At 64.3% G+C, this 16,946-nt stretch carries 12 protein-coding genes and 2 tRNA genes; 6 read left to right on the top strand and 8 right to left on the bottom strand.

Annotation, left to right across the window (positions count from 1 at the left end; all coding sequences use genetic code 11):
* Window positions 1-127: 127 nt before the first annotated feature.
* The 3 genes from sugE to rdgC form a co-directional block, all read right to left on the bottom strand.
* The gene (sugE, locus tag E2H86_RS20410) at window positions 128-445 is read right to left on the bottom strand and encodes a quaternary ammonium compound efflux SMR transporter SugE (protein WP_133331112.1); all 318 of its coding nucleotides are present in this window, start codon (window positions 443-445) and stop codon (window positions 128-130) included.
* 121 nt (window positions 446-566) lie between these two features.
* Window positions 567-1,532 carry a bile acid:sodium symporter family protein gene (locus tag E2H86_RS20405; RefSeq protein WP_133331110.1) on the bottom strand — a complete coding sequence of 322 codons (966 nt, stop codon included), beginning with the start codon at window positions 1,530-1,532 and terminating at the stop codon, window positions 567-569.
* Window positions 1,533-1,697: 165 nt separating this feature from the next.
* Window positions 1,698-2,618 carry a recombination-associated protein RdgC gene (rdgC, locus tag E2H86_RS20400; RefSeq protein ID WP_133331108.1) on the bottom strand — a complete coding sequence of 307 codons (921 nt, stop codon included), beginning with the start codon at window positions 2,616-2,618 and terminating at the stop codon, window positions 1,698-1,700.
* A gap of 217 nt (window positions 2,619-2,835) precedes the next feature.
* On the opposite strand from rdgC, the gene E2H86_RS20395 reads away from it, so the two are divergent.
* Window positions 2,836-2,911, top strand: a tRNA-Val gene (locus E2H86_RS20395).
* Window positions 2,912-2,924: 13 nt separating this feature from the next.
* Window positions 2,925-3,001 (top strand) — tRNA-Asp (locus tag E2H86_RS20390).
* A gap of 134 nt (window positions 3,002-3,135) precedes the next feature.
* On the opposite strand, the gene map is transcribed toward E2H86_RS20390, so the two are convergent.
* The gene (gene map, locus E2H86_RS20385; RefSeq protein WP_133331106.1) at window positions 3,136-3,912 is read right to left on the bottom strand and encodes a type I methionyl aminopeptidase; all 777 of its coding nucleotides are present in this window, start codon (window positions 3,910-3,912) and stop codon (window positions 3,136-3,138) included.
* A gap of 338 nt (window positions 3,913-4,250) precedes the next feature.
* On the opposite strand from map, the gene E2H86_RS20375 reads away from it, so the two are divergent.
* From E2H86_RS20375 to nirD, 3 genes are all read left to right on the top strand, one after another.
* On the top strand, window positions 4,251-8,279 hold the full coding sequence (locus E2H86_RS20375) for a bifunctional nitrate reductase/sulfite reductase flavoprotein subunit alpha (RefSeq protein WP_133331102.1): 4,029 nt from the start codon (window positions 4,251-4,253) through the stop codon (window positions 8,277-8,279).
* 291 nt (window positions 8,280-8,570) lie between these two features.
* A complete protein-coding gene (nirB, locus tag E2H86_RS20370; protein WP_133331100.1) occupies window positions 8,571-11,123 on the top strand; it encodes a nitrite reductase large subunit NirB in 2,553 nt (850 codons plus the stop codon).
* Window positions 11,123-11,485, top strand: coding sequence for a nitrite reductase small subunit NirD (nirD, locus tag E2H86_RS20365; RefSeq protein ID WP_133331098.1), 363 nt, complete (start codon window positions 11,123-11,125; stop codon window positions 11,483-11,485). Before nirB ends, nirD begins: the two co-directional genes overlap by 1 nt.
* 69 nt (window positions 11,486-11,554) lie before the next feature.
* Here nirD and E2H86_RS20360 read toward each other — a convergent pair whose 3' ends face one another.
* From E2H86_RS20360 to E2H86_RS20345, 4 genes are all read right to left on the bottom strand, one after another.
* Window positions 11,555-12,505 (bottom strand): 2-hydroxyacid dehydrogenase, encoded by a 951-nt coding sequence (locus tag E2H86_RS20360; RefSeq protein WP_133331096.1) that lies wholly within the window; start codon window positions 12,503-12,505, stop codon window positions 11,555-11,557.
* A gap of 28 nt (window positions 12,506-12,533) precedes the next feature.
* The gene (locus E2H86_RS20355) at window positions 12,534-13,298 is read right to left on the bottom strand and encodes an SDR family oxidoreductase (protein ID WP_133331094.1); all 765 of its coding nucleotides are present in this window, start codon (window positions 13,296-13,298) and stop codon (window positions 12,534-12,536) included.
* A gap of 15 nt (window positions 13,299-13,313) precedes the next feature.
* Complete coding sequence (locus E2H86_RS20350) at window positions 13,314-14,024, bottom strand: fumarylacetoacetate hydrolase family protein (RefSeq protein WP_133331092.1); 711 nt, start codon at window positions 14,022-14,024, stop codon at window positions 13,314-13,316.
* Between the two features lie 209 nt (window positions 14,025-14,233).
* On the bottom strand, window positions 14,234-15,577 hold the full coding sequence (locus tag E2H86_RS20345) for an MFS transporter (RefSeq protein WP_133331090.1): 1,344 nt from the start codon (window positions 15,575-15,577) through the stop codon (window positions 14,234-14,236).
* A 432-nt stretch (window positions 15,578-16,009) separates the two neighbouring features.
* Here E2H86_RS20345 and E2H86_RS20340 point away from each other — a divergent pair, with 432 nt between their 5' ends.
* Entirely contained in the window at window positions 16,010-16,939 is a 930-nt protein-coding gene (locus tag E2H86_RS20340; RefSeq protein WP_133331088.1) for a helix-turn-helix transcriptional regulator, read from the top strand.
* The last annotated feature ends 7 nt before the right edge of the window (window positions 16,940-16,946 follow it).

The following is a 16,946-nucleotide window of genomic DNA, read 5'->3' as shown; positions in this document are numbered from 1 at the left end:
ATTGAGATTGGGGGGAGATCCATTTTGTGTAGCGCCGCTACATCCCTCGGACCAACCATCCAATCTCAAAGCCCCAAAGCCCCAAAGCCCCAGGCAATCCGAATCAACCTTATGGCAGGTGGAAGACTTAGCTGGCGCTGACCTTGAGCCCGATCAGTCCGGCCACGATCAACCCCACGCTGACCAGCCGCACCAGGGCCATGGACTCGCCGAACAGGATGATGCCGGCAATCACCGTGCCGACCGCACCGACACCGGTCCAGATGGCATACGCGGTGCCCAGCGGCAGCTCTTTCATGGCAAGTCCGAGCAAGCCGAGGCTGATAGCCATGGCGGCGACGGTGAGGGCAGTGGGGAGCGGTTTACTGAAGCCGTCGGTGTATTTCAGGCCGACCGCCCAACCGACCTCGAACAGGCCGGCGAAGAACAGGATGATCCAGGACATGGTGAGTCTCCATCGTTGTCAATGATGGGGCCGTCCCCGAGATGGTCACGCGGTGCGTCGTGAGGTCGTCCTCACAGTGGGCAATATAGTGCACATTTGCCCGTCCTTGGGCAAGTCTGCATCAATGCCTGGCCGGCTCTGCGCTCTCGACCTCATCCGCAGGCGCTCGCATCCGTCTGAACCAGGTCGATAGCAGCGCCCCGGAAATATTGTGCCAAACACTGAACAGCGCGCTGGGCACCGCCGCCAGTGGCGAAAAGTGCGCCGCCGCCAAGGCTGCCCCCAGCCCGGAATTCTGCATGCCCACCTCCAAGGCCAGCGATTTACGCTGGGCCAGCGGTAGCTTGCAGAGCTTGCCGGTCAGGTACCCAAGCAGGTAACCGAAGCTGTTGTGCAGTACCACCACGGCCATGATCAAAAGGCCCGATTCGGCGATCTTCGCCTGGCTGGCGGCAACCACCGCGCAGACGATCATCACGATGCTCACCACCGACACCAGCGGCAGCACCTGCACCGCCAGTTGCACTCGGGCGCCGAGCAAGCGCTGGGCGACCACGCCGAGCACGATCGGCAGCATCACCAGCTGCAGGATCGACCAGAACATGTCCATGAAGGACACCGGCAGCCAAGCCGAGGCCAGGAACCAGATCAAGGCTGGGGTCAGCAGCGGTGCCAGCAGGGTAGTCACCCCGGCGATCGCCACCGCCAGTGCCAGGTCACCCTTGGATAGCCACACCATCACGTTCGATGCCGTGCCGCTCGGGCAGCAGCCGACCAGGATCACGCCCACGGCGATTTCCGCCGGCAGGTGAAACAGCTGGCACAGCACCCAGGCTATGGCGGGCATGATCAGAAAGTGCGCGACCACGCCCAGCAGCACGCGCCACGGCTGGCGGGCGAGGGCGGCGAAATCGTCGAGTTTGAGGGTCAGGCCCATGCCGAACATCACCAGGCCCAGCAGCGGTACGATGGCGACCTTCAGGGCGATGAACCACTGCGGTTGCAGGAAGGCCAGGCAGGCGAACACCAGTACCCAGAGGGCGAAGGTGTTGCCGACGAAGCGGCTGAAGGCGGCGAGGGCACGCATTGGCAGGTCCTTTTGTAGTTATGACTTTCGCTTTTCACTGGCCCCTTCGCGGGATCACCACAGTCTCCAAGGGCTGCAGAGTATCTGTGGGAGCGGGCTTGTCCCGCGAAAGGGCCGGCACTGGCTGAAAATGGCATGCAGGCCGGCACCGGTCGATGATGCCGATCAGACCCCTTGCGGAATCTCTTCCCCACCCAGGGCTTCGAACAGCACCGGCAGAAACTCGGCAAAGGTCATCATCATCAGTTGGAAGCTGGCATCGAACTGCTGTGCTGCCTCATCGCCGCCATCCTGCTCGGCCTGCTCCTGCAGCAACTCTTCGAACTTCAGGCGCTTGATCACCATCTTGTCGTCGAGCACGAACGACAGCTTGTCCTGCCAGGCCAGGGCCAGCTGGGTGACCACCTTGCCGGTGCTCAGGTGCAGTTGGATTTCCTCGCTGGTCAGGTCCTGGCGTTTGCAACGCACGATGCCGCCGTCTTCGGCGGTGTCGCGCAGTTCGCACTCGTCCAGCACGTAGAATCCTTCGGCTGCCTGTTGCGACTTGACCCAGTCGGTCATGGTCGCGCTCGGTGCGATCTTCACCGTGGCCGGGCGTACCGGCAGCGAGCCGATGACTTCGCGCAGGGTCGAGAGCAGGTCTTCGGCGCGCTTGGCGCTGGCCGAGTTGACCAGGATCATGCCCAGGCGCGGGGCAATGGCGGCGAAGATCATCGAGCGGCGGATGAAAGCGCGCGGCAGGAAGGCCTGGATGATCTCGTCCTTGATCTGGTCGCGTTCCTTCTTGTAGACCTTGCGCATCTGCTCGGTCTCGATCTCTTCGACCTTCTCCTTTACCGCATCGTTGACCACGCTGCTCGGCAGGATGCGTTCTTCCTTGCGCGCGGCAATCAGCAGGAACTCACCGCTGACGTGCACCAGGGGAGCATCTTCGCCCTTGCCGAATGGCGCGACGAATCCGTAGGTGGTCAGCTCCTGGCTGGCGCAGGGGCGGGCAGGCTTGGTGGCCAGGGCGGCCTCCAGGGCTTGCGCCTCGAACGGTACTTCCTGGGTCAGACGGTAGGACAGCAGGTTCTTGAACCACATGAGGGGGAATCTCTCCTTAATGCATAAGGCGGGCATTATTCTCCGAGCGGCGTCCCGAGGCCAACCCTGTCAGAGGGCCATTAGCCCTATATAAGGAAAGAAATGCGCGGTAGCGCTAGGTCGTTGAAAGGGCTGAAAATTTTTTTTGAAAAAGTTTAAAAAAGTGCTTGCCAGGGTGCGGGGTCGTCCGTAGAATGCGCGCCACACCGAGACGAAAGGGTGATTAGCTCAGCCGGGAGAGCATCTGCCTTACAAGCAGAGGGTCGGCGGTTCGATCCCGTCATCACCCACCACTCGATGTATAGCGCAGCGGTAGTTCAGTCGGTTAGAATACCGGCCTGTCACGCCGGGGGTCGCGGGTTCGAGTCCCGTCCGCTGCGCCATATTCCAGCTTCCAGGGCCCACTGAACACCCGGAAGCCACAAAGAAAGCGACCTTAAGGTCGCTTTTTTTGTTTCTGTCTTTGCGCAGATTACGCCGGATCGCCGGGATACGGGGGCATAGGCCCCCTGTCGCCTCAGCGGTGCCGCTCCTCCTCGCGCAGCGTCAGCACCTCGACCCCCTCTTCGGTCACTGCCACCGTATGCTCCCACTGTGCCGACAGGGCATGGTCACGGGTCACCACCGTCCAACCATCTTTCAGCGTCCGCGTACCGCGCCCGCCCTGGTTGATCATCGGTTCGATGGTGAACACCATTCCGGGTTTGAGCTTCATCCCCATGCCGCGGTGGCCGAAATGCAGCACTTCCGGACCTTCGTGCATCTGCCTGCCGATACCGTGGCCGCAGTACTCGCGTACCACGCTGTAGCCTGCAGCTTCGGCATGAGTCTGGATGGCATGGCCGATATCACCCAGTGTCGCCCCAGGGCGTACTTGGGCGATGCCTTTCCACAGGGCTTCATAGGTCGTGTCGACCAGCCGCGCGGCCTCGTCGCTGATCCTGCCGATGCGATACATCTTCGACGAATCGGCGATGTAGCCTGCATGCTCGAGGGTGATGTCGACATTGATGATCGAGCCCTCCCGCAACACCTCGTCGGCTTTGGGAATGCCATGGCAGACCACGTGATCCACCGAGGTGTTGAGCGAGTAGGGAAAGCCATACTGGCCCTTGCTCGCTGGACGGGCCTTGAGGGTGTGGACGATGAAGGCGTCGGCGCGGTCGTTGATCTGCAGGGTGGTCACGCCGGGACGAATGAAACCGTCCAGGTCGGCGAACACCTGGGCCAGCAATTGGCCGGCGCGGCGCATCAGGTCAAGTTGCTCGGGGGTCTTGAGGATCACCTGGGACATGAGCGGAGGGCAGTATCTCGTGCTGGAATGTGCCCCAGCATAGCGCTATGGCGCTGCCGGTTGCCACCGAGTGGTGCGTTATCCGTGCCGTCCCTTTCGCGGGCAAACCCGCTCCCACAGGATCCATGCCGTCCTTCAAGCCTGGGGTAAACCTGTGGGAGCGGGCTTGCCCGCGAAAGGGCCGATACAGCTGGCCCATAAATTGCTGATCTCCTCATACAGGGCCGTCAACGCCGATTGGCCCCCACACATCCACGACAAAGGCGCCGTGTTGCTCCGCTTGCCAAGCAAGCCGGGGCAGCCGGCGCCTTTTCGCGTTTCTGAAGGGAGACACGTCGATGACCACCAGTGAAGTGCGCAGCGTATGCCCCTACTGCGGCGTTGGTTGCGGCATCGTCATGACCGTGGCCGATGGCAAAGTCAGCAAGGTCGCCGGCGACAAGCAGCATCCGAGCAACTTCGGTCGCCTCTGCACCAAAGGCCTCACCGCCCACCTGCCTCTGACCCGTGGCCGCATGGAAGATGCCTACGTGCGCCAACAGCCTCATCAGGAACCGCTTCGTACCGCGTTGGATCAGGCCATCGGTGAGGCCGCCCAGCGCCTGCGCGGCATCATCGACAACCATGGGCCCGACGCCGTGGCACTGTACGTGTCCGGGCAGATGTCGCTGGAGGCGCAATACCTCGCTAACAAGCTGGCCAAGGGGTTCATCGGCACCCGTCATATCGAGTCCAACTCGCGTTTGTGCATGGCCAGCGCCGGCACCGGCTACAAACTCTCACTGGGCGCCGATGGGCCGCCAGGCAGTTATCAGGACTTCGAGCATGCCGAGGTGTTCCTGGTGATCGGTGCCAACATGGCTGACTGCCATCCGGTTCTCTTTTTACGCCTGCTCGACCGGGTCAAGGCCGGGGCCAAGTTGATCGTGGTAGACCCCCGGCGCACCGCCACCGCCGACAAGGCCGACCTGTTCCTGCAACTGCGCCCTGGCAGCGACCTGGCGTTGCTCAACGGCTTGCTTCACCTGCTGCACCACAACGGCCACACCGATCCCGCGTTCATTGCCCGGTACACCGAAGGCTGGGAAGCACTACCGGCGTTTCTCGAGGACTACACCCCCGAACGCGTCGCCGCCATCACCGGTCTGGCCGAAGCCGACCTGCGTCAGGCAGCCGAGTGGATCGGCAATGCCGGGCAGTGGATGAGCTGCTGGACCATGGGTCTGAACCAGAGCATCCATGGCACCTGGCACAGCAATGCGTTGTGCAACCTGCACCTGGCCACTGGCACCATCTGCCGTCCGGGCAGCGGCCCGTTCTCGCTGACCGGCCAGCCCAACGCCATGGGGGGACGCGAGATGGGCTACATGGGCCCCGGCCTGCCGGGTCAGCGTTCGGCCCTGGTCGAGGGAGACCGTGCTTTCGTCGAACAGCAATGGGGCCTCACCGCCGGGACCCTGCGCGCCGAGGGGGGCGAAGGCACGGTCGCCTTGTTCGAGCAGATGAAGGCGGGCGAGGTGAAGGCCTGCTGGATCATCTGCAGTAACCCGGTCGCCAGCGTCGCCAATCGGCAACAGGTGATCGACGGTCTGCGCGCAGCCGAACTGGTCATCGCCCAGGACGCCTTTCTCGACACCGAGACCAACCGCTACGCCGATATCCTGCTGCCCGGCGCGCTTTGGGCCGAAGGCGAGGGGGTGATGATCAACAGCGAACGCAACCTGACCCTGATGCCGCGTGCCGTCATGCCCCCAGGGCAGAGCCTGCCCGACTGGCAAATCATCGCCCGGGTCGCCTGCGCCATGGGCTATGCCCACGCCTTCGACTACCCCGATGCCGAGGCCGTCTTCGACGAAATCCGCCGTTTCTGGAACCCCGCCAGCGGCTACGACCTGCGCGGTATCGACTATGCCGAGCTGCGCCAGAACCCGCGGCAATGGCCGTGCGCCCCAGGCCGTACCGACCGGCGCAGCCCGCTACGCTATCTCAACGACGGCGCCAGCCAGCACCTGCTACTCGATACCCAGGGCAACAGGCCGGCGCTGGCCTTTCCGACAGTCAGCGGCAAGGCGCGATTCTTCGCCCGGCCCTGGCTGCCTGCGGCCGAACTGCCAGATGACGACTATCCACTGGTACTCAATACCGGTCGCGTCCAGCACCAATGGCACACCCTGACCAAGACCGGCAAGGTGCCGGCGCTGAACAAGCTCGAGCCCGGCCCTTTCGTCGAGATTCACCCCGAGGACGCCGAGCGTCTGGGGCTGCGCGACCAGGACCAGGTAGCCGTCCGTTCTCGTCGCGGCCAAGCCGTGTTGCCGGCACGGACCAGCACCCGTGTGATGCCGGGCAACTGTTTCGTGCCGTTTCATTGGAACGATGTGTTCGGTGAGCGACTGGCAATCAACGCCGTGACCTGCGACGCGGTCGACCCGCAGTCCCTGCAGCCGGCCTTCAAACACTGCGCCGTGGCCCTGGAGCGGGTCGCCGGCGAGCGCATCGATGCCCTTGAGCTGAGCGCCACACCTCATCTGCCGGAGCCTGCCCGCATGCCGACCGCTACCTTGTCCCGCCTGCTTGGCCTGGACGCACTGCCTGCCCCTGTGCTGACCGAGGACGAGCGCCACTACCTGCAAGGCTTTTTGCTCGGGTTGGATCAGGCCGGTGCCGAAGGTGTGCCTCGCTTGCCGGTCAATGCACCGTTGGCGGCTTCCAGGCGGCTGTTCGTCGATGGTTTGCTGGCGGGACTGTTCGCTCAGTCGACGGCGGCGCCCGAGACGCTGATCGGCCCAGCGCATCACCGACTGCTTTGGGCTTCGCAAACCGGCAACAGCGAGGCTTTGGCCGAGCGTTGCGCCGAGCGGCTGCGCAGCGCCGGTCTCGCCGTACAGCTCGGGTGCATGGATGGGGTCAGTCCGCGACAGTTGCAAGGCGCCGCCAGCGTGGTGCTGATCGCCAGTACCTTCGGCGATGGCGATGCGCCTGATAGCGCCGGGGCTTTTTGGCAGGCGTTGCAAGGCGAGGAAGGTGCCCATTGCGCCGACCTGCCTTACGCCGTGCTAGCCCTGGGCGATTCCAGCTACGACCAGTTCTGCGCTTTTGGCCGCAAGCTCGACCAGCGTCTGGCTGAGTTGGGCGGGCGTCGTTTGTTGCCACGTGTCGACTGTGAACCTGACTACGACGAGGCGTTCACCACTTGGCTGGAAGCCCTGCTGCCAGCCTTGGACAACGGTGCCGCGGTTGCCCCAGGCTCGAGACCGGCGCCGACTGCGCCCTATGGCAAGCAACGGCCGTACCTCGCACGCCTGCTGGAAAACCGCGTACTCAATGGCCCAGGCGCGAGCAAGGAGACCCGCCAGCTGGTGTTCGACCTGGCCGGTAGCGGCTTCACCTACCAGGCCGGCGATGCTCTGGGGGTATGGCCACGTAACTGTCCGGCGCTGGTCGAGGAGTTGCTCGGCCTGATGCGCTTGGACGGTGGGACTCCGGTCGAGCTCAAGGGACAGCCGACGATGCCCCTGGCCCAGGCCCTGGAAGCCCACCTGGAAATCGCCAAGATCACCCCGCAGCAGTTGCAGGTCTTCAGCCACAACGCCGCCGATCTGCAGCGGCTGTTGCACCCTGACTGCAAGGCCGAGTTGCAGGAGTGGCTGTGGGGCAGGCAGTTGGTCGATGTCCTGCATTCCTTCCCGCAGGATCTGCCATTGACTACCTGGCTCGAATTGCTCAAGCCGTTGCAGCCGCGGCTGTACTCGATCAGCTCCAGCCCCCTGGCCCATCCCGGGCAGGTGCACCTGACCGTGTCGACCGTGCGCCATGGCCGGCGCAAGGGAGTCTGTTCGACGTTTCTGGCCGACCGCGCCGAGGCGTTGGAAGTGGCGATCTTCCCTCAGGTGTCGAAGCATTTTCGCCTGCCTGAGGACGATGATGTGGCCGTCATCATGGTAGGGCCCGGCACCGGTATCGCGCCGTTTCGCGCGTTCCTCGAAGAACGTGAGGCGCGGGGAGCCAAGGGCGGCAACTGGCTGTTCTTCGGCGAGCAATACGCCGCCACCGATTTCTATTACCAAGACCAGTTACAGGCCTGGCAGGCTGCGGGGCACCTGCGCCTGGACACGGCGTTCTCGCGGGACCAGGCCGAGAAGATCTACGTACAACAGCGCCTGCGCGAGCAAGGTGCGCAGCTGTGGCAATGGCTGCAGGCCGGAGCGTACTTCTATGTCTGTGGCGATGCCCAGCGCATGGCCAAGGACGTCGATGCAGCCCTGCGCGAGATCGTCGCCGAGCATGGCGGCATGGATCTGGCGGCGGCTGCTGCCTATGTCGAGGAACTGGGCAGGGCCAAGCGTTATCGGCGTGATGTGTATTGAAGTGCCCCAGGATGGGGAGAGGTGCACTGTGGATGTGCATTGGTTGTGGCGGCCTCTTCGCGGGTAAACCCGCTCCTACAGGATCCTCGCACGGCCAGCCCCCTGTAGGAGCGGGTTTACCCGCGAAGAGGCCGCCACGGACATATACTTGGCACACTCCCTGCTTTAACCCAGATACAACAGAGCCCACTGGTCAACGGCGACCATTCCGGGCACCACTCCGTGATGAATACAGGCAAAGGCGCCTGGAGCTTCGGCTCCAGGCGCCTTTTTTTTGATCGAGGATCGGCTATGAAGGCAACAGCTAACGGCGGACAACGAGAGCGACTGGTCATCGTCGGCAACGGCATGGTCGGACACCACTGCGTCGAGCAACTGGTCGAACGCGGCGCCCTGGCGCGCTTCGAGGTGCGTGTCTTCGGCGAGGAGCGCCAGCGTGCCTACGACCGTGTGCACCTGTCGGAGTACTTCGCCGGTAGCTGTGCCGAAACCCTGGCCCTGTGCGAACCTGGCTTCTACGGCGCCAGCGAGGTGCACCTGCACCTGGGCGAAGCGGTACTGGAGATCGACCGCGAACGCCAGGAGGTGATCACCGCAGAGGGGCGCTATGGCTATGATCAGCTGATCCTGGCGACCGGCTCCTATCCCTTCGTGCCGCCAATCGAAGGCTCCAGCGGCCACGCCCGGCTGGTCTACCGCACCCTCGACGACCTCGACGCGATCCGCGCTGCAGCCAGCGACGCTCGCCGTGGCGTGGTGGTCGGTGGCGGCCTGCTTGGCCTGGAAGCGGCCAATGCCTTGAAGTCCCTCGGTCTGGAAGCCCATGTGGTGGAATTCGCTCCCCGGCTGATGCCGGTGCAACTCGACGGCGAGGGTGGCGCTGCACTGAAGGCCCAGATCGAAGCCCTGGGCGTAGGTGTGCACCTGTCACGTGCCACCCAGTCGATCAGCGCCGGTGAAACCTACCGCTACCGCATGAACTTCGACGGTGGCGAGCACCTGGAAACCGACTTGATCGTGTTTTCCGCCGGCATCCGCCCGCAGGATGCTCTTGGCCGCGCCTGCGGCCTGGACATCGCCGCCCGTGGTGGCGTGGTCATCGACAACCACTGCCGCTCCAGCGACCCACGGATCTTCGCCATCGGTGAATGTGCCTCCTGGAACGGCAGCGTGTTCGGCCTGGTCGCTCCCGGCTACAGCATGGCGCGTAACCTTGCTGCGCTGCTGATGGGCGAGGTGGCCGGTGAATTCAGCGGCGCCGACATGTCCACCAAGCTCAAGCTGTTGGGCGTGGACGTTGGCTCCATCGGCGATGCCCACGGTGCCACGCCGGGTGCGCGCAGCTATCGCTTCATCGACGAAGCCAACAGCGCCTATCGCCGCCTGGTGGTGGATGCCAGCGGCAAGAAGGTCCTCGGTGCGGTGTTGGTCGGCGACAACAGCTACTACGACACCTTGCTGCAGTACGCCCAGAACGGTATCGCCCTGCCGGCCGACCCGGCCGCGCTGATCCTGCCGCAGGGTGGTGGGGCGCCTGCCCTGGGCGCCGATGCATTGCCTGATAGCGCGACCATCTGCTCGTGCCACAACGTCAGCAAAGGCGCGGTGTGCGCGGCCATCGACAGCGGCTGCAGCGATCTTGCCGCCGTCAAGGGCTGCACCAAGGCGGCCACCGGCTGCGGCGGTTGCGCGGCTTTGCTCAAGCAGGTCTTCGAGCACGAACTCACTGCCCGCGGCGTGACCGTGGACAAGAGCCTGTGCGAACACTTCGCCTACACCCGCCAGGAGCTCTACGGCCTGGTGCGCGTAGAGGGCATCCGCACTTTCCAGGACTTGCTCGCCCGCCACGGCAAGGGCCATGTCGGTTGCGACATCTGCAAGCCAGCGGTGGGCAACATACTGGCCTCGTGCTGGAACCAGCCGATCATGGATCCGGCATTGGTTCCGCTGCAGGACACCAACGACACCTTCATGGCCAACATGCAGAAGAACGGTACCTACTCGGTGGTGCCGCGTATTCCCGGTGGCGAGATCACCCCGGACAAGCTGATCGTGATCGGCCAGGTGGCGAAGAAATACGACCTCTACACCAAGATCACCGGCGGCCAGCGCATCGACCTGTTCGGCGCCCAATTGCACGAGCTGCCGCTGATCTGGGGCGAGCTGATCGAGGCCGGGTTCGAAACCGGCCATGCCTATGGCAAATCGACCCGTACGGTGAAGTCGTGCGTCGGTAGCACCTGGTGCCGTTACGGCGTGCAGGACAGCGTCGGCATGGCCCTGCGCCTGGAAGATCGCTACAAAGGCCTGCGCAGTCCACACAAGCTGAAATTCGCAGTGTCCGGTTGCACCCGCGAGTGCGCCGAGGCGCAGAGCAAGGACATCGGCGTGATCGCCACCGACAAGGGCTGGAACCTGTACGTCTGTGGCAATGGCGGCATGCGCCCACGGCATGCCGAGCTGTTCGCCACCGACCTGGACGACGAAACCCTGGTGCGGCTGATTGACCGTGTGTTGATGTTCTACATCCGCACCGCGGACAAGTTGCAGCGTACTTCGGTCTGGCGCGAGAGCCTCGATGGCGGCCTGGACTACCTCAAGCAGGTGATTCTCGAGGACAGCCTCGGCCTGGCCGCCGAGCTGGAGGCGCAGATGCAGCATGTGGTCGACCAGTATGAATGCGAATGGGCCAACGCCCTGAAAGATCCGGAGAAGCTCAAGCGCTTCCGCACCTTCGTCAACGACCGGCGTGCCGATCCGGATGTGCATTTCGTCCGTGAGCGTGAACAACGGCGTCCCGCTACCGCGCTGCACCTGATTCCCACTGTCGAGGAGGCTGTCTGATGACCCTGTCCAATGCTGCTGTACAACCCCAACCGAACTGGCAGGCGGTGTGCCAGGCCGACGACCTGGTCGCCGATTCCGGCGTGGTGGTATGGCTCGAGGGTGCCCAGGTGGCGGTCTTCTATCTGCCTGGTCAGGAGCAGGCGGTGTATGCGGTGGACAACCGCGATCCACGCTCCGGAGCCAATGTGATCGGCCGTGGATTGGTGGGCAGCCTGCAGGGGGAGTTGGTGGTGGCGGCGCCGCTGTACAAGCAGCATTTCAGCCTGGCGAGTGGCCGCTGCCTGGAGGATGAGGGGCAGCGGTTGCGGGTGTGGCCCGTGCGGCTCAATGGAGGGGCGGTGGAGGTGGCGGTGGGCTGATCCTGATGGGTTGTCCGTAGCGGCCCTTTCGCGGCGGCGGACCGCCGCGAACAGCCCGGTTCAAGCTATCTAGATCACCAACCCCTGCGGCTTACGCCCGGCAAACACCTCCACCAACCCATCGACCACCATTTCACCCATGCGCGTGCGGGTCTGCACCGTGGCACTGGCCCGATGCGGTTGCAGCACCACGTCGTCCCGTTCGAACAACGCCTCTGGCGCGTGCGGTTCGTCGGCGAACACGTCCAATGCCGCCCCGGCGATCTCACCTGCCTGCAGCGCCGCGATCAACGCCGGTTCATCCACCAGCTTGCCGCGTGCGATGTTGATCAGGTAGCCCTCCGGACCCAATGCTCGCAGCACTTGGGCGCCGATCAACGCCTCGCCCTTGTCGGCGGCTGCCGCCAGGATCAGCGCATCGCTGTCCTTCGCCAACTGCAGCAGGTCGGGTTCGAACCCATAGGGCACGTCCAGCGCCTGCAGATCGGTGTAGCGGATCGGGCAACCGAACGCGGCAGCCCGCTGCGCCACCGCGCGGCCGACTCGGCCCATGCCGACGATACCGATGCGCATGCCCGAGACCTGGCGCGCCAGCGGCAGCGGTGCCAGCGGCGTTGCACTGGTCGCCCAGTGCCCGGCGCGGACGAAGCGATCGCCGCTGCAGATGCCACGGCACACCCCGATCAGCAGGCCAATGGCCAGGTCCGCGACATCCTCGGTCAGCGCGCCGATGGTGGCGGTCACCTGGATGCCGCGGTCGCGGGCGTAGGCCAGGTCCACTGCATCGGTACCCACGCCGTTCACCGCCACCACCTGCAAGTTGGGCAGGCGTGCCATCAGCGCCTGGCTGATGCCGGTGTGCCCGCCGGTGACCACGCCACGGATGTGGGCGCCATGGGCGGCGATGCAGGCATCTTTGTCGGCCTGCTCGAAGTAGCGGTGCACGGTGAACAGTGATTCCAGGCGCTCGCGGACGGCTGGGATAAGGATGGGGCTCAGTTGCAGGATTTGCGGTTTCATCAAGCAGTTCCTTTCAAGGCAAGGGAGGTCAGCCGCGCCCGACGAAGGGCATGTTGCTGGCCATCACGGTCATGTTCAGTACGTTGGCGTCGAGCGGCAGTGCCGCGATGTAGCGCACGGCATCGGCCACGTGGCGCACGTCGAGCATCGGCTCGGCGGCGATCTCGCCATTGGCCTGGCGCACGCCACGGGTCATGCGTTCGGACAGCTCGGTCAGGGCATTGCCGATGTCCACCTGGCTGCAGACGATGTTGTAGGGCCGGCCATCGAGGGCCAGTGCCTTGGTCAGGCCGAGCACGGCATGCTTGCTGGCCGTGTAGGGGGCGGTGAACGGACGTGGCGTGTGCGCCGAGATCGAACCGTTGTTGATGATTCGTCCACCCTGAGGCTGTTGGCGTCGCATCAGGCCAAAGGCGCCGCGGGCGCAGAGGAACACGCCATCGACGTTGGTGGCGATGACGTTGCGCCAGTTCTCCAGCGGCAGTTCGTCGACCGGCACGGCCGGAGCGTTGATGCCGGCGTTGTTGAACACCACGTCGAGGCGGCCATGCACTTCCTCGATAGTGGCGAACAGCTGGGCCACGCTGTGCTCGTCGCGCACATCGGTGGGCACGGCCAGGGCCTGGCCACCGGCGGCCCGGGCCTGCTCGGCAAGCGCTTGCAAGGGTTCGGCGCGACGCCCGGCGAGGACCAGGCAGAAGCCGTCCTCGAGCAGTGCGAGGGCGACAGCGCGACCGATGCCGCTGCCGGCGCCGGTGACCAAGGCGACTCTCTTGTTCTGTGTAGGGCTCATGGGAACTCCAGGGATTCAGGCGGCGTGGGTGCGGGAAACGCTGGCGCGCGCACCGACCTGCAGGTGCAGTTCGCCAATGCCGTCGATGCCGGCGTGGATCACATCGCCGGGATTCAAGGGCGCCACGCCGGGCGGACTGCCGGTCATGATCAGGTCACCGGGGCGCAGTGGCAGTAGCCGCGACAGGCGGCTGATCACCTCGGCCAGCGGCCAGGTCTGTTGGGACAGATGGGCGCGCTGGCGTTCCTGGCCGTTGACCTGCAGCCAAAGGCTGGCATCGAGCGGCCAGGTGCACTGGCTGGCAGGCACTATCGCGGTCATCGGTGCCGAAGCCTCGAATACCTTGGCGCCTTCCCATGGCAGCCCTTCGGCCTTGGCCTGCCGCTGGCGGTCGCGGCGGGTCAGGTCCAGGCCCGCGGCAAAGCCGTAGACGTGGGCCAGGGCCTGTTCGGAGGCGATGTCGGCACCGCCTTCACCGATCGCCACCACTAACTCGATCTCGTGGCAGAACTCGTCGGTTTGCGGCGGGAACGGCAGCTCGCCGGTGGCCTGGACGATGTTGCAGGCCGGCTTCATGAAAAACACCGGCTCGCTCGGCGCGGGGCCGAAAGACTCGGGCCAGGGGTAGTTGCGGCCCAGGCAGAACACCCGACCGACGGGAAAGCGCGTGGCACTGCCATGGATCGGCAGGCTGACCGTGGGCGGCGGATTGAACAGATACGACATGGGGACTTCCTCCGTGCTGGAGTGGGCAGCGTAAACAGCGGCGGGCGAGCAAAGTTGGACAAAAACGGGGTTGGATTGGACTAATCCGGGGAGCTGCGTTGGTCTTTGCCGGCTTCTTCGCGGCTAAAGCCGCTCCTACAGGACTGCGATCCATCTGTAGGAGCGGCTTTAGCCGCGAAGAGGCCGGCAAAGCCCCTGCAATGCTCGACTCAGGACGCCGCCTTCAGCTCGATCCGGTACAACTTGCCCAGCAACAACGAGTAGGAAAGGGTGCCCATCAACGCGACGCCGCCGATGAACCAGAACGCCATGGCGAACGAGCCGCTGGCCTGTACGATGGCGCCGATCACGATCGGCGTGACGATGCCGCCGATGTTGGCCGCCAGGCTGGTGATGCCACCGGTGAGCCCGATCAACTCCTTGGGCGCCACCTCCGACACCGCCGCCCATGACGACGAAGCGATGCCCTGGGCGAAGAACGCCAACGTCAGGACGGCGATGCACAGCACGTTGGAGTCGGTGAAATTGACCAGCACGATCGACATGCCCAGCATCGACCCCACCACCAGCGGCAGCTTGCGGGCGAACGACAGCGAGTAGCCGCGGCGGATCAGCAGGTCGGAAACGATACCCGCCAGGAGGATACCCACGGTCGCGCCAATGAACGGCATCACCGCGAAGATGCCGACCTTGATCAGGGTCAGTTGGCGTTCTTCGATCAGGTAAGTGGGGAACCAGGTCAGGAAGAAGTAAAGCGCCGAGGTGCTGGCGAACTTGCCCAGGCAGATCGCCCACACCTGGCGATAGCGGAACAGCTCGGCGACTTGACGCCAGTCGAAGCGGGTGCGTTGCTGGCTGCTTTTCACCAGACCGCCGCCGTTCTCGATGTAGGCCAGCTCTTCCTTGCTGACCTTCTTGCAACTCAGCGGATCGCGGTACAGCCACAGCCACAGCACGCCGAACACGATGCCGATCGCACCGGTGCTGTAGAACACGTGGCGCCAGTCATAGGTGGTGGCCAGCCACAGCAGCGCGCCGGTGAACAGCGCGGTGCCCAGGTACTGGCCGCAGACGTAGATACTGCTGGCCATGCCGCGCTCGCGGGCGGGGAACCATACCGTCACCGCGCGGCTGTTGGCCGGAAAGGCCGGAGCTTCCATGGCGCCGACCGCCAGGCGCAGGCCGAACAGCGAAGCGAAGCCACTGGCCAGGCCCTGGGCAACGGTGACCGCCGACCAACTGATCAGCGACACGCCATAGGTCAGGCGCGAGCCGAACCGGTCGGCGATGAAACCGGCAGGCACCAAGGCCAAGGCGTAGGTCCAGGCGAAAGCGGAAAAGATCAGGCCCATTTCGACCTTGTCCAGGCCCAGATCCTTGGACATGAACGGTGCAGCGATGGAAATGTTGACCCGGTCGACGTAGTTGATGATGGTCGCCAGCAGCAGCAGTGACAGCATGAACCAGCGGCGGCGAGTGGGCAGGCGTTGCGATGGAGCCGCGTCCAGGGCGAACGACGTCGCCGTGGTACGCGAGGTTGGCGTGCTCGACATGAGTCGACCTCGTTTGTTGTTGTTGGGTGAGGTGGGCTGCAGTCCCTTTTCTAAGGTGGTCGTACAACTATCGAAATGCAACGCGTGGTTTAGATCGTTTTCTGCAGAGAGGCGCAGCCTAGACTGCGTTGTCCAACAAATATGCGGGCGGGGGTTCGGCGCGCCTGATTTGCTGAAAAGCTTGGTTTAGAGGGGTTTAAGGGATCTCGAGGGGTATGGTTTTTTGAACGGGTGGCTACGTTTTCGAGCTTAGACATCGTACAACTTGTTGCCAGTTAGACCGGATGCCGGTCAGAATTATCGGGTGCCTGTGCGGGCCCTTTCGCGGCTAAACCCGCTCCTACACGAGCGGCGCAGGCCCTGTAGGAGCGGGTTTACCCGCGAAAGGGCCCGCACAGGCACCCCATCGTCTTACCGACCGGAGAAAGCCCAATGCCCCCCAAGCACGAGGTCCCGACCTACCTCATGCAGCAGCGCAGCGAGCTGATGGACTTCCACATCCGCGACCAGCATGGCCGCTGCGCCGAGACTGCGCCGCATCGCCACGAGTACTTCCAGATCCAGATCAATTTCGGCGGTGACACGGTGCAGCACATCGGCAGCGTGCAGCGCCCGTTTCGCCGCAATACCCTGGCGTTCATCCTGCCGCATCGGGTCCACGTGATCCCGCACCCGGCCGACAGCGATTTCATGGTGATCAACTTCTCCCAGACCTTCCTCCTGCCGCACCTGGCCTGCGACCCGATGGATCTGGAGGACGTCTCGATCCTGCAGGCCCCCGAGCTGTCGCCGTTTCGCTTTCAGGAACACTTGGATTTCTGCCTCGATGACGCTGAATTCGCCCAGGTGCGGCAGATGCTCGAACGCATGCGCGAACTCGATGGCAACCGCCGATTCGGCAGCCGCGAGATGCTCAAGGGCTTGCTCTTGCAATTGATCGGTCAGGTCTGCGGCCTGTACGCCGAGCCCCTGCGCGCGTTGGCCGAGGGCAATGCCGCGCAACTGAGCCGGCGCGCCGCCCTGGGACGCATGAGCGACTACCTGCGCCGGCACATCGATGATCCCGACCTCAACCTGCAGAAGGTGGCGGCGGCGACCTATCTGTCGCCGACCTACCTGACCCACTGGTTGCGCAAGGAAATCGGCAAGACCTTCAGTGAACTGGTGTTGGAGCGGCGCATGCACACGGCGCGCAACTACCTGCTCAATGGCAGCCGGCCGGTGGGCGAGGTGGCGCGGCTCTGCGGCTTTGCCGATGAAGCTTATTTCTCCCGGCGTTTTCGCCAGATCCACGGCCTGCCGCCGGGGCAGTTCCGCCGCCAGCAACGTGACCCGGATACGCCGCAGGTGGCGATGCGGTAAGCTTGCC

Source organism: Pseudomonas putida, from assembly GCF_004357765.1.
GTDB classification, from domain to species: domain Bacteria; phylum Pseudomonadota; class Gammaproteobacteria; order Pseudomonadales; family Pseudomonadaceae; genus Aquipseudomonas; species Aquipseudomonas putida_U.
This window is presented reverse-complemented; position numbering and strand designations above follow the sequence as displayed.

Excerpts from the sequence above, each read along its gene's own strand:
- nirD (WP_133331098.1), top strand. The coding sequence starts at position 11,123 with ATGACCCTGTCCAATGCTGCTGTACAACCCCAACCGAACTGGCAGGCG.
- E2H86_RS20345 (WP_133331090.1), bottom strand. The coding sequence starts at position 15,577 with ATGTCGAGCACGCCAACCTCGCGTACCACGGCGACGTCGTTCGCCCTG.
- E2H86_RS20355 (WP_133331094.1), bottom strand. The coding sequence starts at position 13,298 with ATGAGCCCTACACAGAACAAGAGAGTCGCCTTGGTCACCGGCGCCGGC.
- E2H86_RS20340 (WP_133331088.1), top strand. The coding sequence starts at position 16,010 with ATGCCCCCCAAGCACGAGGTCCCGACCTACCTCATGCAGCAGCGCAGC.
- E2H86_RS20375 (WP_133331102.1), top strand. The coding sequence starts at position 4,251 with ATGACCACCAGTGAAGTGCGCAGCGTATGCCCCTACTGCGGCGTTGGT.
- E2H86_RS20405 (WP_133331110.1), bottom strand. The coding sequence starts at position 1,532 with ATGCGTGCCCTCGCCGCCTTCAGCCGCTTCGTCGGCAACACCTTCGCC.
- map (WP_133331106.1), bottom strand. The coding sequence starts at position 3,912 with ATGTCCCAGGTGATCCTCAAGACCCCCGAGCAACTTGACCTGATGCGC.
- nirB (WP_133331100.1), top strand. The coding sequence starts at position 8,571 with ATGAAGGCAACAGCTAACGGCGGACAACGAGAGCGACTGGTCATCGTC.
- rdgC (WP_133331108.1), bottom strand. The coding sequence starts at position 2,618 with ATGTGGTTCAAGAACCTGCTGTCCTACCGTCTGACCCAGGAAGTACCG.
- sugE (WP_133331112.1), bottom strand. The coding sequence starts at position 445 with ATGTCCTGGATCATCCTGTTCTTCGCCGGCCTGTTCGAGGTCGGTTGG.
- E2H86_RS20360 (WP_133331096.1), bottom strand. The coding sequence starts at position 12,505 with ATGAAACCGCAAATCCTGCAACTGAGCCCCATCCTTATCCCAGCCGTC.
- E2H86_RS20350 (WP_133331092.1), bottom strand. The coding sequence starts at position 14,024 with ATGTCGTATCTGTTCAATCCGCCGCCCACGGTCAGCCTGCCGATCCAT.